Origin of the sequence: Cellulomonas sp. NPDC057328, from assembly GCF_042667215.1 — a bacterium.
Lineage (GTDB): Bacteria > Actinomycetota > Actinomycetes > Actinomycetales > Cellulomonadaceae > Cellulomonas.
Genome location: NZ_JBHUZW010000082.1, coordinates 1 through 17517 on the forward strand (window position 1 = coordinate 1; position 17517 = coordinate 17517).

Annotated in this window: 13 protein-coding genes; 9 read left to right on the top strand and 4 right to left on the bottom strand. The window is 76.9% G+C overall.

The window, feature by feature from the left end:
* The first annotated feature begins 51 nt into the window (after positions 1-51).
* Complete coding sequence (locus ACFUMH_RS13770) at positions 52-657, top strand: DUF664 domain-containing protein (RefSeq protein ID WP_378206437.1); 606 nt, start codon at positions 52-54, stop codon at positions 655-657.
* Positions 658-664: 7 nt separating this feature from the next.
* Here ACFUMH_RS13770 and ACFUMH_RS13775 read toward each other — a convergent pair whose 3' ends face one another.
* Together ACFUMH_RS13775 and ACFUMH_RS13780 are read right to left on the bottom strand one after the other, a co-directional pair.
* Positions 665-1801 carry a DNA glycosylase AlkZ-like family protein gene (locus ACFUMH_RS13775; protein WP_378206440.1) on the bottom strand — a complete coding sequence of 379 codons (1137 nt, stop codon included), beginning with the start codon at positions 1799-1801 and terminating at the stop codon, positions 665-667.
* Positions 1802-1875: 74 nt separating this feature from the next.
* Positions 1876-2505, bottom strand: a complete 630-nt coding sequence (locus ACFUMH_RS13780) for a TetR/AcrR family transcriptional regulator (RefSeq protein ID WP_378206443.1) — start codon at positions 2503-2505, stop codon at positions 1876-1878.
* Between the two features lie 73 nt (positions 2506-2578).
* On the opposite strand from ACFUMH_RS13780, the gene ACFUMH_RS13785 reads away from it, so the two are divergent.
* The 6 genes from ACFUMH_RS13785 (at position 2579) to ACFUMH_RS13810 (ending at position 9786) form a co-directional block, all read left to right on the top strand.
* Positions 2579-2989 carry a hypothetical protein gene (locus ACFUMH_RS13785; protein WP_378206447.1) on the top strand — a complete coding sequence of 137 codons (411 nt, stop codon included), beginning with the start codon at positions 2579-2581 and terminating at the stop codon, positions 2987-2989.
* Positions 2990-3096: 107 nt separating this feature from the next.
* Entirely contained in the window at positions 3097-5748 is a 2652-nt protein-coding gene (locus ACFUMH_RS13790; RefSeq protein ID WP_378206450.1) for a DNA translocase FtsK, read from the top strand.
* 39 nt (positions 5749-5787) lie between these two features.
* Positions 5788-7923, top strand: coding sequence for a putative bifunctional diguanylate cyclase/phosphodiesterase (locus ACFUMH_RS13795; protein WP_378206453.1), 2136 nt, complete (start codon positions 5788-5790; stop codon positions 7921-7923).
* An 84-nt stretch (positions 7924-8007) separates the two neighbouring features.
* On the top strand, positions 8008-8601 hold the full coding sequence (gene pgsA, locus ACFUMH_RS13800) for a CDP-diacylglycerol--glycerol-3-phosphate 3-phosphatidyltransferase (protein WP_378206458.1): 594 nt from the start codon (positions 8008-8010) through the stop codon (positions 8599-8601).
* Positions 8598-9098, top strand: coding sequence for a CinA family protein (locus ACFUMH_RS13805; RefSeq protein WP_378206461.1), 501 nt, complete (start codon positions 8598-8600; stop codon positions 9096-9098). The genes pgsA and ACFUMH_RS13805 overlap by 4 nt, the downstream gene beginning before the upstream one ends.
* A 346-nt stretch (positions 9099-9444) precedes the next feature.
* A complete protein-coding gene (locus ACFUMH_RS13810; RefSeq protein WP_135972540.1) occupies positions 9445-9786 on the top strand; it encodes a helix-turn-helix domain-containing protein in 342 nt (113 codons plus the stop codon).
* Positions 9787-9795: 9 nt separating this feature from the next.
* On the opposite strand, the gene ACFUMH_RS13815 is transcribed toward ACFUMH_RS13810, so the two are convergent.
* Complete coding sequence (locus tag ACFUMH_RS13815) at positions 9796-10644, bottom strand: DNA-formamidopyrimidine glycosylase family protein (protein WP_378206464.1); 849 nt, start codon at positions 10642-10644, stop codon at positions 9796-9798.
* A gap of 30 nt (positions 10645-10674) precedes the next feature.
* On the bottom strand, positions 10675-15765 hold the full coding sequence (locus ACFUMH_RS13820) for a DEAD/DEAH box helicase (RefSeq protein WP_378206468.1): 5091 nt from the start codon (positions 15763-15765) through the stop codon (positions 10675-10677).
* 110 nt (positions 15766-15875) lie between these two features.
* Between ACFUMH_RS13820 and ACFUMH_RS13825 the strand changes: the two genes are divergently transcribed.
* Both ACFUMH_RS13825 and recA read left to right on the top strand, forming a co-directional pair.
* Positions 15876-16112, top strand: coding sequence for a DUF3046 domain-containing protein (locus ACFUMH_RS13825; RefSeq protein WP_378206471.1), 237 nt, complete (start codon positions 15876-15878; stop codon positions 16110-16112).
* A gap of 326 nt (positions 16113-16438) precedes the next feature.
* Positions 16439-17464 (top strand): recombinase RecA, encoded by a 1026-nt coding sequence (gene recA, locus ACFUMH_RS13830; protein ID WP_378206475.1) that lies wholly within the window; start codon positions 16439-16441, stop codon positions 17462-17464.
* Positions 17465-17517 lie beyond the last annotated feature (53 nt).

Consider the following 17517-nt stretch of genomic DNA (forward strand, 5'->3'; position numbering starts at 1 on the left):
CAGGGGCGCGGGTCCGTTGACCCGCGCCCTCCGCGCACCTACCGTCGCGCCATGACGGAGGGCGACGGCACGGACGGCACGGAGGGCACCGACGGCCCGCACGCGGCACCGGGGCCGCCCGCGGCCGGCTCGGAGGTCGAGACGCTCCTCGGCGCGCTGGAGCGGCAGCGCGCCACCTTCGCGTGGAAGGTCGGCGGGCTCGACGCCACCGCGCTCGGTGCCCGGACGGCCGCGTCGACGGTGACGCTCGGGGCCCTCGTCAAGCACCTGGCGTGGGTGGAGGAGCTGAAGTTCACCACCATGCTGCACGGCCGCGCGCCGACGCCGCCGTGGGACACGGTGGACTGCGAGGGCGACCCGGACTGGCCGTGGCACTCCGCCGCCCACGACGCGCCGGACGAGCTCTACGCGACGTGGCGCGGGTCCGTGGTGCGGGCGCGCGCCGCGGTCGCGGAGGCGCTCGCGGACGGCGGCCTCGACCGGCGCGTGCGGTGGGGCTACGAGGGCGACGAGGCGCCGACCCTGCGGCGGCTGCTCGTCGACGTGCTCGAGGAGTACGCGCGGCACGTGGGCCACGCCGACCTGCTGCGCGAGGCGGTCGACGGCGCGGTCGGCGAGGACCCGCCGGGCGTCGTCGACCCGTACCCGCCGGCCTGACGCCGGCTCAGGCGGGCACCAGGCCGCGGAACGCCGCGAGCCGCGCGTGCTCGTCGTCGACGGCGCGCCGCGTCGCCGCGGCCCAGGTCCGCCACGGCTCCACCTCCAGCGCGAGGCGGCGTCCGCGCGCGCGGGGACGCCACGTGCCGACGACCTCGCCGTCGCGCAGGACGGCGCCCGGGCGCCCCAGCGTCGGCCACAGCGCGGCGCGGTGCGCGGCGTCCGGGACGAGGAGGTCGCGGTCGCGGGCCTGGAGGAACAGGTCGAACGGGCCGAGCAGGCGGACGACCGGGTCCGCGGGCGGCTCCTCCGCGGCGTCGAGCGCGTCGGCGTCCGCGGCGAGGACGCTGCGCACGTCGCCGTCGACGTCGACCTCCACCACGTCGTCCGGCCAGCGGGCCCGGACGTCGGCGACGGCGGCGTCCAGCGACGCGGCGACGAGGCGCGGCGTCGCGGGGCCGAGCAGGTGCAGCGTGGTCCGCACCAGGTCGTGCCGACCGCCGGGCGGGGGCACGTCGGTCCGGGCGACCGCGTCCTCGGGCCACCCCGGGACGCGCCGCAGGACCGGGGGAGACGTGCCGGGCTCGAGCTCCAGGCCGGCGTGCAGCGCGGCCAGCCGGAACGTCTGCTCGTACATGTGGGTGGTCCCGCACGGCCGGCACCAGCGCAGGTAGGGATCCGGCAGGCGTCCGGTCATCGCGGTGGAGACCTCGCCCTTGGTCAGCGGCTGCGTGACGACGTCGCGCATGCGGCGCGCCGCGGTGGCCAGCGCGTCGCGCGGGTCGAGGCCGGCCGCCCGCAGCGGGCGCGCGGCGTCGAACACGCGCGTCGCGGCGTCGGCGGAGGACCACGGCCGCAGGGCGCGCTCCACGGCGGGCAGGTCGTCGCGGCGGTAGGCGTGCGGCGCGCCGCGCACGGTCCACGCCAGCGCGAGGGCGTCCGGCCAGGCGCCGCGGCGGACGTCGAGGCCCCGCAGCGCGAGGGCCCACAGGGCGCCGTCCGGCCCCGTGTCCTGCACACCGGCGTCGAGCACCGCCACGTCGCCGGGGCCGGCCGCCGCGCCCGGTGCCCGGTCGAGCTGCTGCACCCGCACGCGGTGACGCAGCACGGCGGAGCGGGAGGCGCGGCGGGCTCGGGCGGCCATGGGGCGATCGTGCCACCGCCTCCCGGGACCACGCGCGTCCGTGGCGTCGGGGGCCCCGCGGGCGGCGGCCGTCCTCAGGCCGGTGGCGGTCCGAGCAGCCCGGGACCTGCCGCCCGCAGCGCCGCGACGTAGCGCGCGTCGCGCTCGTCGGCCGGCCACGGCAGGAGACCGTCGAGCTCCAGGCTCACCCAGCCGTGCGCGAGGGCCCACACGTGCGTGGCGCCACGCACCGCGTCGTCGGCGCCGGCCGCCGCGGGGTACGCGCCGGCGGCCGCGCCCGAGCGCAGCGCGTCCTGGACGGCGTCGTGCAGGACGCGGAAGGTGGGCGCCGCGGTGACCGGCGCGCTGCCGGGGTGGCTCGCGCCGACGCCCGCCCGGGCGAACATGACGCGGTAGGTGTGCGGCTCGGCGAGGGCGAAGCCGCGGTAGGCGACGCCGAGCGCGAGCAGGTCGCGGTCGGGGTCGCCCGTGCGGGCTGCGGCGCGCAGGTGCGCCGCGAACCGGTCCGCCGCGCGGTCGCCGACGGCCCGCAGCAGGGCCTCGCGGCTGCCGAACAGGGCGTACACCGCGCTCGACGAGGTGCCCGCCCGGGTCGCGACGTCGCGCACGGTGAGCGCCGCCGGGCCGGCCTCCGCGACGACGCGCGTGGACTCGGCGAGCAGTCGGTCGCGCAGGGCGTCGTCGTGGACGCGGGGCCGGGGCACGGGGAGAGCGTACGTCTTGACGCAGAGTTCTGCGACGATGTTCCATAACACCGTTACCAAACTGGAGGCCGCCATGCTGGAGCTCACCGAGGCCGCGCGCACCACCGCAGGCGTCGTCGCCCTCACCGTCGTCGCCATCGAGTCGGGGGGCTGGTTCCTGCTCCGCGTCGTCACGGGTCGCGCGCCCGCGACCGACTTCCAGCGCGCGTTCTTCCGCGCCGGGCACGCGCACGCGGGCGTCCTCGTCACCCTCGGCCTGGTGTGCCTGCTGCTCGGTGAGGCCACGTCCCTGTCGGGCGGGTGGCGCTGGCTCGCCCAGACGGGCGTGCTCGTGGCCGCGGTCCTGCTGCCCGCCGGCTTCTTCCTCTCCGCCGCCGGGGCCGGCCGCACGCGCCCCAACCGGCTGGTCGTGCTGCTGCCGCTCGGCGCGCTCGCGCTCGCGGGCGGGGTCGTCACCCTCGGCGTCGGGCTGCTGCACGGGTGACGCGACGGCCGTCGGCACCGCCGGTGGTGCGGGGGGCGACGAGCTCGGCGGGCGACACGGTGCCCGGCAGCCGGGGGAGCATGGCCCGGGCGGCTACCGTGAGGACCATGGCGACCCGTACGACCCCGACCCCCGCGCGCTCGACGCGCGCCGGCGGCTCGACGTCGTCGCGGGGCACCACGCGCGGCGGCTCGACGCGACCCGCCGGTCGTGCACCGGCCCCGCCGCGACAGCCCGCCCTCCCGCTGCGCATCGTGCGCGGCATCTGGATGGGCGGTGCGCACCTCGTGGGCGGCACCGCCCGGCGCATCGGCCGCGGCGCGCGCGACCTCGACCCCGCCCACCGCCGCGACGGCGTCGCGTTCACGCTGCTCGCGCTCGCCGTCGTCGTGGCGGCGCGCGAGTGGTGGGACCTGTCCGGCACGGCCGGGGACGTCGTGCACAACGTCGTGGCCGGCACGTTCGGGGTCGTCGGCGTCGTCGTGCCGGTCGTGCTGCTCGGCGTCGCGGTGCGGCTCATGCGCCACCCCGAGCGGGCGCAGGCCAACTCGCGCATCGGCATCGGCCTCACCGCGATCACGGTCGCCGTCTGCTCGATCGTGCACATCGCGCACGGGCGCCCCGGCACCGACGACATGGCGGCGCTCCGCGACGCCGGGGGCGTCGTCGGCTTCGGCGTCGGCACGCCGCTCGCGACGCTGCTCACGCCGGTGGTCGCGGGCCTGCTGCTGGGCATCCTCGCGTTCTTCGGCGTCCTCGTGGTCACGGCGACGCCGGTCCACCAGATCGGCCCGCGGCTGGCCGCGCTGTACCGGCGCCTCACCGGCCAGCCCGACGAGCCCGTCGCGCCCGACGAGGACGACGACGCGCCGCTCGTCATCGAGGCGCTGCACAGCGCGCGCCCCGAGCCGGTCGAGAAGCCGCGGCGCAAGCCCCGCCTGCTCACGCGCAAGCCCCGCGCGCAGGAGCCCCCGGAGCCCGACGACGACCGCCTCGACGAGTACGTCGGCGACGAGGCGTTCGAGCGCGCGGCCGTCGTCGACCGCACCGTGGGCGCGGCCGCGCCGGACGACCTCGACGACGCCCCGACGGCGCGCATGGACCCGGCGCCCCCGACGGCGCCCACCGCGGCCGTCGCCGCCGTCGGCACCGACGTCGGGACGGAGCTCGCGGCCCCGCGCCCCACGGGCGTGCCGCGCGGCGAGCAGCCGATGCTCGAGGGCGACGTCGTCTACGTCCTGCCCACCGAGGACGCGCTCGCCAAGGGCGCGCCGCACAAGGTGCGCTCGGCGGCGAACGACCGGGTCGTCGACTCGCTCACGAACGTGCTCGAGCAGTTCCAGATCGACGCGCAGGTCACCGGCTTCACGCGCGGCCCGACCGTCACGCGGTACGAGGTCGAGCTCGGGCAGGGCGTCAAGGTCGAGCGCGTGACGGCGCTGAGCAAGAACATCGCGTACGCGGTCGCGAGCGCGGACGTGCGCATCCTGTCGCCGATCCCCGGCAAGTCGGCGATCGGCATCGAGATCCCCAACACCGACCGCGAGACCGTCGCGCTCGGCGACGTGCTGCGCTCGAGCGCCGCCAAGCGCACCGAGCACCCGATGGTCATCGGCGTCGGCAAGGACGTCGAGGGCGGGTACGTCGTCGCGAACCTCGCGAAGATGCCGCACCTGCTCGTCGCCGGCGCCACCGGCGCGGGCAAGTCGTCGTTCGTGAACTCGATGATCGTGTCGATCCTCATGCGGTCCACGCCCGACGAGGTCCGGATGATCCTCGTCGACCCGAAGCGCGTCGAGCTGACCCTGTACGAGGGCATCCCGCACCTCATCACGCCGATCATCACGAACCCCAAGAAGGCCGCCGAGGCCCTCGAGTGGGTGGTGAAGGAGATGGAGGCGCGGTACGACGACCTCGCGATGTTCGGGTACAAGCACATCGACGACTTCAACGCCGCCGTCCGCATCGGCAAGGTCAAGCCGCTGCCCGGCTCCGAGCGCAAGATCGCGACGTACCCGTACCTGCTCGTGATCGTCGACGAGCTCGCCGACCTCATGATGGTCGCGCCGCGCGACGTCGAGGCGTCGATCCAGCGCATCACGCAGCTCGCGCGCGCCGCCGGCATCCACCTCGTGCTCGCGACGCAGCGCCCGTCGGTCGACGTCGTCACCGGCCTCATCAAGGCGAACGTGCCGTCCCGGCTCGCGTTCGCGACGAGCTCGCTCACCGACTCCCGCGTCGTGCTCGACCAGCCGGGCGCCGAGAAGCTCATCGGCCAGGGTGACGCGCTCTTCCTCCCCATGGGTGCGGCCAAGCCGATGCGTACGCAGGGTGCGTGGGTCTCCGAGTCGGAGATCCACGCGGTCGTCGAGCACGTCAAGGGCCAGCTCAAGCCGGTGTACCGCGAGGACGTCACGGTGCAGGCCGCCAAGAAGCAGGTCGACGACGACATCGGCGACGACCTCGACCTGCTGCTGCAGGCGGCGGAGCTCGTCGTGACGACGCAGTTCGGGTCGACGTCGATGCTGCAGCGCAAGCTGCGCGTCGGGTTCGCCAAGGCGGGCCGGCTCATGGACCTGCTCGAGTCCCGCGAGATCGTCGGGCCCTCCGAGGGCTCGAAGGCGCGCGAGGTGCTCGTGCAGCCGGACGACCTGCCGGGCACGCTCGCGCTGCTGCGCGGCGACCCGGGCGGCGGCGACGCGGACGTGCCGGACGACCTCGAGGAGGACGACGCCGGGCACGGGCCCGGCGCCGACTGACCCGGCGTGGGCACCGGGTCCGTGGCGCCCCTCGGCGTCGTGAGCACGGTCATCGCGGCCGTCGCGGTGGCCGCGCTCGTCGCCGTCCTCGTCCTGCTGCACCGGGAGCGGACGCAGCGCCGGCGCGCGACCGGGCTGCTGGGCACCGCCCAGGAGCTGCGCCGCCGGTACGACGCGCTGCAGACCGTGACGCGCGAGGGCGTGCTCGTGCAGTCGGCCGACGGCCGGGTGCTGGACCTGTCGGACCGCGCGGCCGCCATCCTCGGGGTGGGGCGCGCCGACGCGGTGGGTCGGCGCGTCGCCGAGCTGCCGCTCGCGCTCGTCGACGAGCGCGGCCTGGCCGTCAGCCCCGTGTCCGCGCTGGGCCTGCGCGGCGAGGACGCCGAGCCGCTCGTCGTCGGCGTCGTGCGGCCCGGGCACGACGAGCGCCCGCGCCTCGTGCGCGTCGCGGCGCAGCTCGTCGCCGAGGGCGCGGGCGCGCCGCCGACGGTCCTGACCACGCTCGTCGACGTCACGGTGCGCCGCGAGGTCGAGGTGGCCCTGTCGCGCAGCGAGACCCAGTTCCGCGTCGCGATGGAGAACGCGCCGATCGGCATGGCGCTCGTCGACCTCGACTGGCGCGTCACCGAGGCCAACGTCGCGCTGGCCGAGCTGCTCGGCACGCACGCGGCCGCCCTGCGCGGGTACCGCGTCGACGAGCTCACGGCGCCGGAGGACCGCGCCGCGCAGCGTCAGCAGCTCGACCGGCTGCTCGGCGGAGAGCAGCACCGGTTCTCGCTCGAGATGCGCTGCCGGCGCGCGGACGGGCACCTCGTGTGGGTGGTCCTCGACGCGGCGCTCGTGCGCGAGCCCGACGGCCGCCCCGACCACGTCGTGGTGCAGGTGCGCGACGCCACGGAGTCGCGCCTGCAGGCCGAGATGCTCACCCACCGGGCCATGCACGACCCGCTCACCGGGCTCGCCAACCGCACGCTGCTGCAGGAGGTGCTGCAGGCGGCGCTCGAGCAGCCCGGCGCCGTCGACCGGACGGCCGTGCTGGCGTGCGACCTCGACGGGTTCAAGGAGATCAACGACCGGTACGGGCACGCGACGGGCGACGAGCTGCTCGTGCACGTCGCCGGCGTGCTCCGCGCAGCGACGGGGACGAGCGGCACGGTGGCACGCCTCGGCGGCGACGAGTTCGTCGTGGTCGTGCAGGAGCAGGACGCCGCGAAGGCGGTCTTCGAGGTCGCGAACCAGATCCACGCCGGCCTGCGCGAGCCGCTCCGTGTGGGGCGGCGTCGCACGCCGGTCGCCGCGAGCGTGGGCGTCGCGCTGGCCGACGTCGCGCTGGTCGAGGCGGGCGCGCCGACGCTGCTGGCCGCCGCGGACACCGCGCTGTACCGCGCGAAGGCGTCCGGGCGCGGCCGCACCGAGGTGTACGACCCGTCGATGGGCCTGTCGACCGCCACGACGCTGCACCGCGAGCTGGTCCGGGCGGTCGAGGAGGACCAGCTCGTCGTCCACTACCAGCCGATCGTCGACCTGTCCGACGGGCACGTCGTCGGGTACGAGGCGCTGGTGCGCTGGCAGCACCCCTACCGCGGGCTCCTGCTGCCCGGCGCGTTCCTGCCGCACGCGCAGGAGGCGGGCGTGTCGGTGCTGCTCGGGCAGCTCGTGGCGACGCGCGTCGTCGAGCACCTCGCGCGGACCACGGACGACGGCCGGTGGGTGTCCGTCAACGTCTCGGCCGACCAGCTCGGCGACGGCGAGCTCGCCACGCGGCTGCTCGCGGAGCTGTCCCGGCACCGCGTCGCGCCCGGCCGCCTCGTGCTCGAGCTCACCGAGTCGAGCCTCGTCGCGTCGGGCACCCGGATCCGGCACGAGCTCACGCAGCTGTCGGCCGCCGGCGTGCCCATCCTGCTCGACGACTTCGGCACGGGCGTGTCGCCCCTGTCGTACCTGCGCGACCTGCCGGTGGCGGGCGTCAAGCTCGACATGTCGTTCACGTCCGGCATCCCGCACGACCCGACCGCCGGCAAGGTCGTGCGCGCACTCGGTGCGCTCGCCCGCGAGCTCGCGATGGTGACGATCGCCGAGGGCATCGAGCACGAGGAGCAGGCGACGCACCTGCGCCGCAGCGGCTGGCGGTACGGGCAGGGATGGCTGTACGGCGCGGCGCAGCCGCCCGTGTGACCCGCCGGCCGGGCCGCCCGGACGCGGTCGCGGGAAGGGCGCCCCGGGCGGGACCACCGCGCACGCGGCCCTAGGCTGTGACCCGTGGTCGACGTCGCTGCCTCCGTGTGGACGCCGGCGAACGTCGTCACGATGCTCCGCATCGCCGTCGTGCCGGTGTTCGCCGTGGTCCTGCTCCTCGACGGCGGTCACACCGTCGGCGGGCGCCTGCTCGCCGCCGCGCTGTTCGCGGCCGCCGCACTGACCGACCGCCTCGACGGCTGGCTGGCGCGCCGCTCCGGGCAGGTGACCGACCTCGGCAAGCTGCTCGACCCCATCGCCGACAAGCTGCTCGTCGGGACGGCGCTCGTGCTGCTGTCCTGGCTCGGCGAGCTGTGGTGGGCCGTCACGGCCGTGATCCTCGTGCGCGAGCTCGGCATCACGGTGATGCGCTTCCTCCTGCTGCGCTACGTCGTCCTGCCCGCGTCCCGCGGCGGCAAGCTGAAGACGGTCCTGCAGGCCGTCGCGATCGGCATCTACCTGCTCCCGCTCGACGCGCTGCCGGCGGCCGTCGGCTGGCTGGCCGCCGTCGTGATGGCCGCCGCGGTCGCCGTCACGCTCGTCACCGGGCTCGACTACGTCCGCACCGCCGTGCGCATCCGCCGGGCGGCGGGCGTCCCGCCCGCGGCCGGCCTGTGAGCGACGCGACCGCGCCGTCCCGCGCCGCGCGGGACCTGCTCGCGGTGCTGGCCGCCCGCGGCTGGTCGCTGGCCGTCGCCGAGTCGCTCACCGGTGGGCAGGTCACCGCGACGCTCGTCGACGTGCCCGGGGCGTCGACGGTCCTGCGCGGCGGGGTGGTGGCGTACGCGACGGACCTCAAGGCGTCGGTGCTCGGCGTCGACGGCGACCTGCTCGCCGCGCGCGGACCCGTCGACGGCGACGTCGCGTGCGCCATGGCCGACGGGGTGCGGGCACGGCTCGGCGCGGACGTCGGGCTGGCGACGACCGGTGTCGCGGGCCCGGGTCCGCAGGACGGGCACCCGGCGGGGACCGTGCACGTCGCCGTCGGCGGCCCCGCGGGCACGGTCAGCCGCGCGCTGCGCCTGGACGGCGACCGCGCCGCGGTGCGGGCCGGTGCCACGGCCGCCGTGCTCGCCCTGGCGGTCGAGGTGCTCGCCGACGGCGCGGGATCGTGAGGCGCGGCGTCGTGAGGTGCTCGGTCCCGAGGCACGGCGTCGTGAGGTGCGGGGTCCCGAGGGTGCGAGGTCCTGAGAGGCTCCTGAGAGCCGCGTCCCGGGCGCCGTGCCGGGAACAACCGTCACCGCCTCGCGCGTTGGGCAGGACGTGATGAGCACTCGACCGCCTGTGCGCGGAGCCGACGCGCTCGTCGGCGGTGCGCGGTACGGTGGTCGTCTTCCGGCCGCGCGTCGACCGGGAGCGGCAGCAAGGGCGGTGGCTCCGGCCACCGCCGGCAAGGGGACGGGGACGCCCACGGCGCTCCCGTCCGGTGACCGAGGACGTGACGTGAAGGGGGGAGCCCAGATGGTCGTCCTGCGACGAGAGATCGGCGACGTCCTGCGGGACGCGCGCCAGCGCCAGGGCCGCACCCTGCGTGAGGTCTCCTCGGCCGCCCGTGTCTCGCTCGGGTACCTGAGCGAGGTCGAGCGCGGGCAGAAGGAGGCGTCGTCGGAGCTGCTGAGCAGCATCTGCGACGCGCTCGACGTCCCGCTGTCCCTCGTCCTGCGCGAGGTCAGCGACCGTGTGGCCGTCGCCGAGGGCCTGCTGGTCCCCGACACGGTGCCGGCCGACCTGGCCGCAGCGGTCGACGGGCCGTCGGACGCCGGCTGGGCCCTGTCCCGGTCGGAGCTGGCCCCCGTCGGCTGACGAGGGTTCTCAGGTCCCGGGGACTGCCCGGGCCTGCACGGCGCGCCCGCGCGCCTGACACCGCGGGCACCAGAACACGGGCCGCTGCATCGGCGGCACCCCCACCTCGTCGCGGCGGACCGGTGTGCCGCAGCGGACGCAGGGTCGCCGGTCGCGGCCGTGGACGGCCTCGACCGGACGACCCGTCACCACGGAACGGCGCATGAGCTCGCGCGCCGTGCGCAGGATGCGCGCCGGGTCGTCGATCGCGTCGGCCGGCGTGAACGGCCACCACCGCTCGACGAAGAGCGACTCGGCCATGAAGATCGTCCCGATGCCGGCCACGACGCGCTGGTCCAGCAGGAGCTCGCCCACGGGTCGGTCGCCCTGCGCCGCCCAGCGGCGGAGCGCCTCCTCGATGCCGGGCGTCGGCAGGTCGTGCACCGGCAGGCCGCCGACCGGCACGCCCGGCGTGCCGTCGAAGTCCTCGTCGAGGACGTCGGGACCCAGGTGTCCGACGAGCGTGCGCTCGTCGCGCGTGCGCACGACGTCGAGCATGCCGATGTGGTGGCCGAGCGCGGTCCACCGCGCGTCCGCCAGCACGGCCCGCACGTACGGCGAGCGCCCGGCGGCACGGGGCTCGCCCGACGGTGCGACCCGCCAGTAGCCGTCCATCCGCAGGTGGGTGTGCAGCGTCGTGCCGTCGTCGAACCGGGTCAGCAGGTGCTTGCCGTACGGGCGCGTGCCGAGGACGGTCCGGCCGCGCAGGTCGACCGTCGCGGCGGTCGGCCACCGCAGGTCGGAGCGGACGAGCCGCTGCCCGGCGAGCGCCTGGTCGAGGCGCGCGGCGGTGCGGCGCAGGACGTCACCCTCGGGCACGGCGCACCCCCGGGCGGACGGGACCGCGCCTCACGACGCCTGCAGGCGCAGGCCGCGCGGGGTCGTGACGAACCCGGCGCCGGTGAGCGCCGTGGCCGCGGGGGAGGAGAGCACGTCCCCGGAGAGGACCTCCGCGCCGTCGATGCGGCCGACCGTGAGGCGGCCGGCGTGCCGGCGCCGGGCGGCCTCGACCAGCGCGTCCGCGGCCGCGCCGAGCACCGCCGCGTCGTCCGAGAAGGTGAGGAGCGTGCGGCCGCCGCGCTCGAGGTAGAGCACGAGCGCGCCGTCCACGAGGACGACGAGCGCGCCGGCCTTGCGTCCGGGCCGGTGCCGGACCGTGACCTGCTCGGGCGGGTCCGGCCACGCCAGCGCGGCGCCGTACGGGTTGGCGGGGTCGGTTGCCGCGAGGACGACGACCCACGGGCCAGGCCCCTCCGGACCCGGTGCGGCGTCGTGCGCCGACGGGTCCCACACGTCGGGACCGGCGGGCGCCGACCACGCGGGGGCCGGCACCTCCTGCCAGGGCAGGAGCGCGCCGAGCTCGCTCGTGGTCTGCTCGCGCCGCAGCGTCGCGCGCTCGCGCGCACGGTCGACCACCTCGGCGTCGACGCGCAGCCGGTCCACGGCGCCGGGCAGCGCGAACTGCGAGCCGCCGAGGCGCTCCACGAAGTAGCCGCGGCGCACCTGCCCCGACTGCTCGAGCGCGGACAGGACGCGGTACACGTCGGCGAACCGGCCGGAGACCTGCTCCGCCGGCGCGACCGCTCGGGTCAGCACGCCGTGCCGGTCGAGGAGCTGGGCGGCGAGCGCGTGCGCGCGGACCGTGGGGTCGGGCTCCCGCGCGGGCAGCAACGACCAGCGGCCGGCACCCGAGCCCTGCACGGCCGTCGCGCCGAGCGCCCGGACGCCGCCGGTGCCCGCCCCGGCGGCCGGCCCCGTCATGCCGAGCCGCGCGCCGGCGCGCAGCCCGAGCCGCGGGCGCAGCGGGCGTCCGCGCGCCGGCGCCGAGCGCGTCCGGTGCGCGGTGCTGCCCGTGCCCAGCCACGCCCGCAGCGGGCCCAGGCCGTCGTTGGTGACGCGTCCCGCCCAGACGAGGTCCCACAGGGCGTCCAGCACGCCGGACGCCGGGGGCGGGGCGTCGTCGTCGTCGGCCGGCAGCCACAGCGCCGTGACGCGCTCGACGAGCGGGCCGAGGAACCAGGCGCCGCCGCCCTCGAGCGCCGCGAGCACGGCACGGTGCACCGGGCCGGACGCGGGCGCGTCGGGGTCGTCGAGGTCGGTCACCGGCGCGAGCGTGAGGTCGGCGACCGACGTCGGGTGCAGCGACACGAGCCCGTCGTGGCCGGCGAGCGCCGCGTGGCCGGCCCAGAGCACCTCGCCGGCCGCGGTCAGCTCGTCGAGCATCGCCGGGACGTAGTCCGGCACACGCGCGGGCAGGACGTGCGTCTCGAGCGCCGACGCGGGCACGGCGAACCCGGCGAGCTGCTCGACGGCGCGCGCGACCGCGTCGACGCCGCGCAGCCCCGACCCGCCGCCCGACGGCCGGCCGCTCGGCTGCACGCCCTGCCAGCGCGGCAGGAAGACGCCGACGGCCTGCGGGTCCACCGGCTCGACCTGGGCGCGCAGCGCGGCGAGCGAGCGCCGCCGCAGCGTGCGCAGCACGTCCGCGTCGCAGAACTCGTCGCCCGTGCCGCCGAGCACGTCCGGCCGCAGCCGGCCCTGCACGAGCACGCCCTGCACCTCCAGCCGGCGCAGCGTCTCGGTCATCACCGCGACGCCCAGCCCGAACCGGGCCGCGACGGCTGACGCGGGGAACGGCCCGTGCGTGCGGGCGTGCCGCCGCAGCAGGTCGCCCAGCGGGTCGGGGAGCACCTCCGTGAAGACCTCGGGGACGCCGACGGGCAGCGCGACGCCCAGCGCGTCCCGCAGGCGGCCCGCGTCCTCGACGGCGGCCCACTGGTCGGCGCGGTCGGGCGGCAGGCCGCCGACGCGGACCCGGATCGCGCGCCGGGCCGCCGCGAGCTCGTCGAGCCACGCCGGCACCTCGGTGCGGGCCTCCGGCCGGGTGCGCGCCGCCACCTCGTCGGCGGTGAGCGGGCCGTGCCGGCGCAGCACGTCCGCGACCTGCTCGAGCGTGCCGGCCTGGCGGTCGGTGGCCGTGCCGGACAGCTCCGCCTCCGTCCGCTCGACGGCCTCGGGGTCGAGCAGGTCGGCCAGCTGCGACTCGCCGCCCTGACCGAGCAGCTCCGCGAGCAGCGTCGGGTCGAGGGTGAGGGCCGCGGCGCGCCGCTCGGCGAGCGGGGCGTCGCCCTCGTAGAGGAACTGCGCGGTGTAGCCGAACAGCAGGGACTGCGCGAACGGGCTGGGGTGCGGCGTCGTCACCTCGACCACCCGCACGCGCCCGGAGCCGACGTCGCGCATCAGCGTCGCGAGCGCGTCGGTGTCGAAGTCGTCCTGCAGGCACTCGCGCACGGCCTCGAGCAGGATCGGGAAGTCGGGGTAGCGCGACGCGACGCCCAGCAGCTGCGCGGAGCGCTGCCGCTGCTGCCACAGCGGCTGCCGGCGGTCGGGGCGGCGCCGCGGCAGCAGCAGCGCGCGGCCCGCGGCCTCGCGGAAGCGCGCCGCGAACATCGCGGACGCGCCGAGCTCGTCGCGCACCGACGCGACGACCTCGTCCGGGTCGAGCAGCAGGTCGTCCAGGCGGACGGCCGGCCCGTCGGCGGCCGCGGGCGCGTCGCCCCACGGGTCGCCGGCGCCGTCCAGCAGGTCCGGCAGGCGCAGCACGATCCCGTCGTCCGCGTGCATGACCGCGGCGTCGACGCCGTAGCGCTCGCGCAGCCGGGCGCCGAGCACCAGGGCCCACGGGGCGTGCACGCGCGCGCCGTACGGGGAGTGCAGCACGATCCGCCAGTCGCCGAGCTCGTCGCGGAACCGCTCGACGACCAGCACGGTGTCGCTCGGCACCTGGCCGGTCGCCTCCTGCTGCTCGCGCACGTACGCCAGCAGGTTGTCCGCCGCCCAGGGGTCGAGGCCGGCCCCCTCGACGCGTGCCCGCGCGCCCGCCGGGGGCAGCGCCTGCACCTCGCGCACCCAGGCGCCGACGGCGCGGCCGAGCTCGGCGGGACGGCCGGGCGCGTCCCCCTTCCAGAACGGCAGGCGCCCCGGCACGCCCGGCGCCGGCGTGACGAGCACGCGGTCGGGCGTGATGTCCTCGATGCGCCACGTGCTCGACCCGAGCGTGAACGTGTCGCCGACGCGGGACTCGTAGACCATCTCCTCGTCGAGCTCGCCGACGCGCTTGCCGCCGCGCAGGCGCCCGCCCGTGCGCTCGGCGTCCGCGGGCACGTCCGACGCCCCGCCGTCGCCCGCGAGGAACACGCCGAACAGCCCGCGGTCGGGGATCGTGCCGCCGCTCGTGACCGCGAGGCGCAGCGCCCCCGGGCGCCCGCTGAGCACGTCCCGGACGCGGTCCCACACGACGCGCGGGCGCAGCTCCGCGAATGCCTCCGACGGGTACCGGCCGGCCAGCATGTCGAGCACCGCGCGCAGCGTCGCCTCGCCGAGCGTGGCGAACGGCGCCGCGCGGCGGACGACCCGCGCCAGGTCGTCGACCGTCCAGTCCTCCACCGCGACCATCGCGACGACCTGCTGGGCGAGCACGTCGAGCGGGTTCGTCGGCACGTGCAGCGCCTCCAGCTCGCCCGACCGCATGCGCAGCGCGGTGACCGCCGCGGGCACGAGCTCGCCCCGGTACGTGGGGAACACGACGCCGTGGGACACCGCGCCGACCTGGTGGCCGGCGCGGCCGACGCGCTGGAGCCCGCTCGCCACGGACGGCGGCGCGCCGACCTGCACGACGAGGTCGAGGGCGCCCATGTCGATGCCGAGCTCGAGCGAGCTCGTCGCGACGACCGCCGGCAGCCGCCCGGCCTTCAGCTCCGACTCCGTGCGCGTGCGCTCCGCCCGGCTCATCGACCCGTGGTGCGCGCGCGCGACGATCGCGGCGGCGTCGCGCGTGTCGACGCCCACCGCGGTGCCGCTCTGCGCCGGCGCGGCCGCCGGCTGCAGCGCCCCCGGGTCGGGCAGCTCGACGCCCTGCCGCTCGGTCCACACCTCGTTGATGCGCGCGGTCAGCCGCTCGGCGCCGCGGCGGGAGTTGGTGAACACCAGCGTCGAGCGGTGCGCCGCCACCAGGTCGACGACGCGTTCCTCGACGTGCGGCCAGATCGACGCGCGCGGCGTGCCGTCGGCCCGTCCGCTGAGGTCCGCGTCGCCGAACCCGCCGTCGTCCGCCGCACGCGCCGCCCCCGACGCGTCCGGCGCCGGGCCGCTGCCCCGCGCGGCCGACGCGAGGTCGCCGAGGTCCGGTACCGGCACGACGACGTCGACCTCGATGACCTTCTGGGACGGCGGCTGCACGACCGTCACGCGGCGGCCGCCGTCGGCGGGGGTCCGGGCGCCGCCGAGGAACGACGCGACCGCGTCGACGGGGCGCACGGTGGCCGACAGCCCGACCCGCTGCGCCGGCCCGGGCCCGCCCTCGCGCTCGAGCAGCGCGTCGAGGCGCTCCAGGGACAGGGCGAGGTGCGCGCCGCGCTTGGTGCCCGCGACGGCGTGGATCTCGTCGAGCACGACCGTCCGCACGCCCGCCAGGCCGGCCCGCGCCGCCGACGTCAGCACGAGGTACAGCGACTCGGGCGTCGTGATGAGGATGTCGGGCGGCGTCGTGGCGAAGGCGCGCCGCTCGGCCGGGGGCGTGTCGCCCGTGCGGATGCCCACGGTGACGTCGGGCAGGTCGCGGCCGCGCCGGGTCGCCGCCTGCCGGATGCCGACGAGCGGGGAGCGCAGGTTGCGCTCGACGTCGGTGGCGAGCGCCTTCAGCGGCGAGACGTAGAGCACGCGGCAGCGCTGCACCGGGTCCTCCGGCGGGTCGCCCGTGAGCAGGCCGTCGAGCGCCCAGAGGAAGGCGGCGAGCGTCTTGCCGGAGCCGGTGGGTGCGACGACGAGGGCGTGGTCGCCGCCCGCGACGGCCTCCCACGCGCCCGCCTGCGCGGCGGTCGGCGCCGCGAACGCGCCGGTGAACCAGTCGCGCGTGGGGGCGGAGAAGCGGTCGAGCACCACCGGGCCATTGTGGTGGCAGGGTCCGACAACCGCGCGGGGCGCGTCCGGCGCCGCCGACGGCCGCGCCGCCCGGTGCCGCCGACGGCCGCGGGCGGTGGCAGGCTGGTGGGGTGAGGTACCGCGAGCTGACCGACCTGGTCGACGACGTCCTGGGGCCCGTGCAGGGACGCCTGATGATGGACGAGCTGGTCCTCGACGCGCTCGGCAACCGCACGGGTGCGCGGGCGCTCGCCGAGGGCGTCGAGCCCCGGGCGGTGTGGCACGCGCTGTGCGACGCGCTCGACGTGCCCGAGTCCCGGCGGTGGGGGAGCGACCCGCACCGGCAGGCACCCCCGCGCCGGCGCTGACGGCCCAGGGGCGACGGCCCGGCGCCCGTGGGCCCGACGCGCGCGAGCTCGCCGCGCACCGGTCCGGCGTCGCGACGTCCGCGTGTCGCGACGCGCCGCGTGTCGCGACGTCCGCGTGTCGCGGCGTCCGCTCGAACACCTGTTCGGCTATGGTGGTCGCAGGTGACGACGACCGAGCCGTCCCCAGCCCCGCGCGGCACCACCGCCGTCCACGGGTCACGGGGCGTCCGGCCGGGATGTCGGTGGTCGGGCATACCGTCGCCTGCGACACAAGGACCAGTCCCCGCAGGTGCAGCGCGACGCTGCTCGAACACGACGAGGTAGACATGCCCGCTCCGGACCGCGCCAAGGCCCTCGAGGCCGCTCTCGGCCAGATCGACCGCCAGTTCGGCAAGGGATCGGTGATGCGCCTCGGTGACGACGGCCGCGCACCGGTCGAGGTCATCCCCACCGGCTCCGTCGCCCTCGACGTGGCCCTCGGCATCGGCGGCCTCCCGCGGGGCCGCATCATCGAGGTGTACGGGCCGGAGTCCTCCGGCAAGACGACGGTCGCGCTGCACGCGGTCGCCAACGCGCAGAAGGCGGGCGGCATCGCGGCGTTCATCGACGCCGAGCACGCGCTCGACCCCGAGTACGCCAAGAAGCTCGGCGTCGACACCGACGCGCTCCTCGTCGCCCAGCCGGACAACGGCGAGCAGGCGCTCGAGATCATGGACACGCTGATCCGCTCCGGCGCGATCGACATCATCGTCATCGACTCGGTCGCGGCGCTCGTGCCGAAGGCCGAGATCGAGGGCGAGATGGGTGACTCGCACGTCGGTCTGCAGGCCCGCCTGATGTCGCAGGCGCTGCGCAAGATCACCGGTGCCCTCAACGCGTCGGGCACCACGGCGATCTTCATCAACCAGCTGCGCGAGAAGATCGGCGTGTTCTTCGGCAGCCCGGAGACCACCACCGGTGGCAAGGCCCTGAAGTTCTACGCCTCGGTGCGCATGGACATCCGCCGCATCGAGACCCTCAAGGAGGGGACCGACGCGGTCGGCAACCGCACGCGCGTCAAGGTCGTGAAGAACAAGATGGCGCCGCCGTTCAAGCAGGCGGAGTTCGACATCCTCTACGGCGTGGGGATCTCCCGCGAGGGGTCGCTGATCGACCTCGGCGTCGAGCACGGGTTCATCCGCAAGTCGGGTGCGTGGTTCACGTACGAGGGCGACCAGCTCGGCCAGGGCAAGGAGAACGCGCGTCGGTTCCTGCGCGACAACCCCGACCTGGCGGAGGAGATCGACAAGAAGATCAAGGAGAAGCTCGGCATCGGGGCGCGCGTCGACGCACCGGCCGAGGTCGACTTCTGAGCCCGCTGACGGGCGACGGGGTGGGCCGGTCCGCGGCGGCACGACGCCGCGGC

Bases quoted from the DNA above. Each gene is read 5' to 3' on its own strand.
- ACFUMH_RS13790 (WP_378206450.1), top strand. From the start codon at position 3,097: ATGGCGACCCGTACGACCCCGACCCCCGCGCGCTCGACGCGCGCCGGC.
- recA (WP_378206475.1), top strand. From the start codon at position 16,439: ATGCCCGCTCCGGACCGCGCCAAGGCCCTCGAGGCCGCTCTCGGCCAG.
- ACFUMH_RS13775 (WP_378206440.1), bottom strand. From the start codon at position 1,801: ATGGCCGCCCGAGCCCGCCGCGCCTCCCGCTCCGCCGTGCTGCGTCAC.
- ACFUMH_RS13770 (WP_378206437.1), top strand. From the start codon at position 52: ATGACGGAGGGCGACGGCACGGACGGCACGGAGGGCACCGACGGCCCG.
- ACFUMH_RS13810 (WP_135972540.1), top strand. From the start codon at position 9,445: ATGGTCGTCCTGCGACGAGAGATCGGCGACGTCCTGCGGGACGCGCGC.
- ACFUMH_RS13785 (WP_378206447.1), top strand. From the start codon at position 2,579: ATGCTGGAGCTCACCGAGGCCGCGCGCACCACCGCAGGCGTCGTCGCC.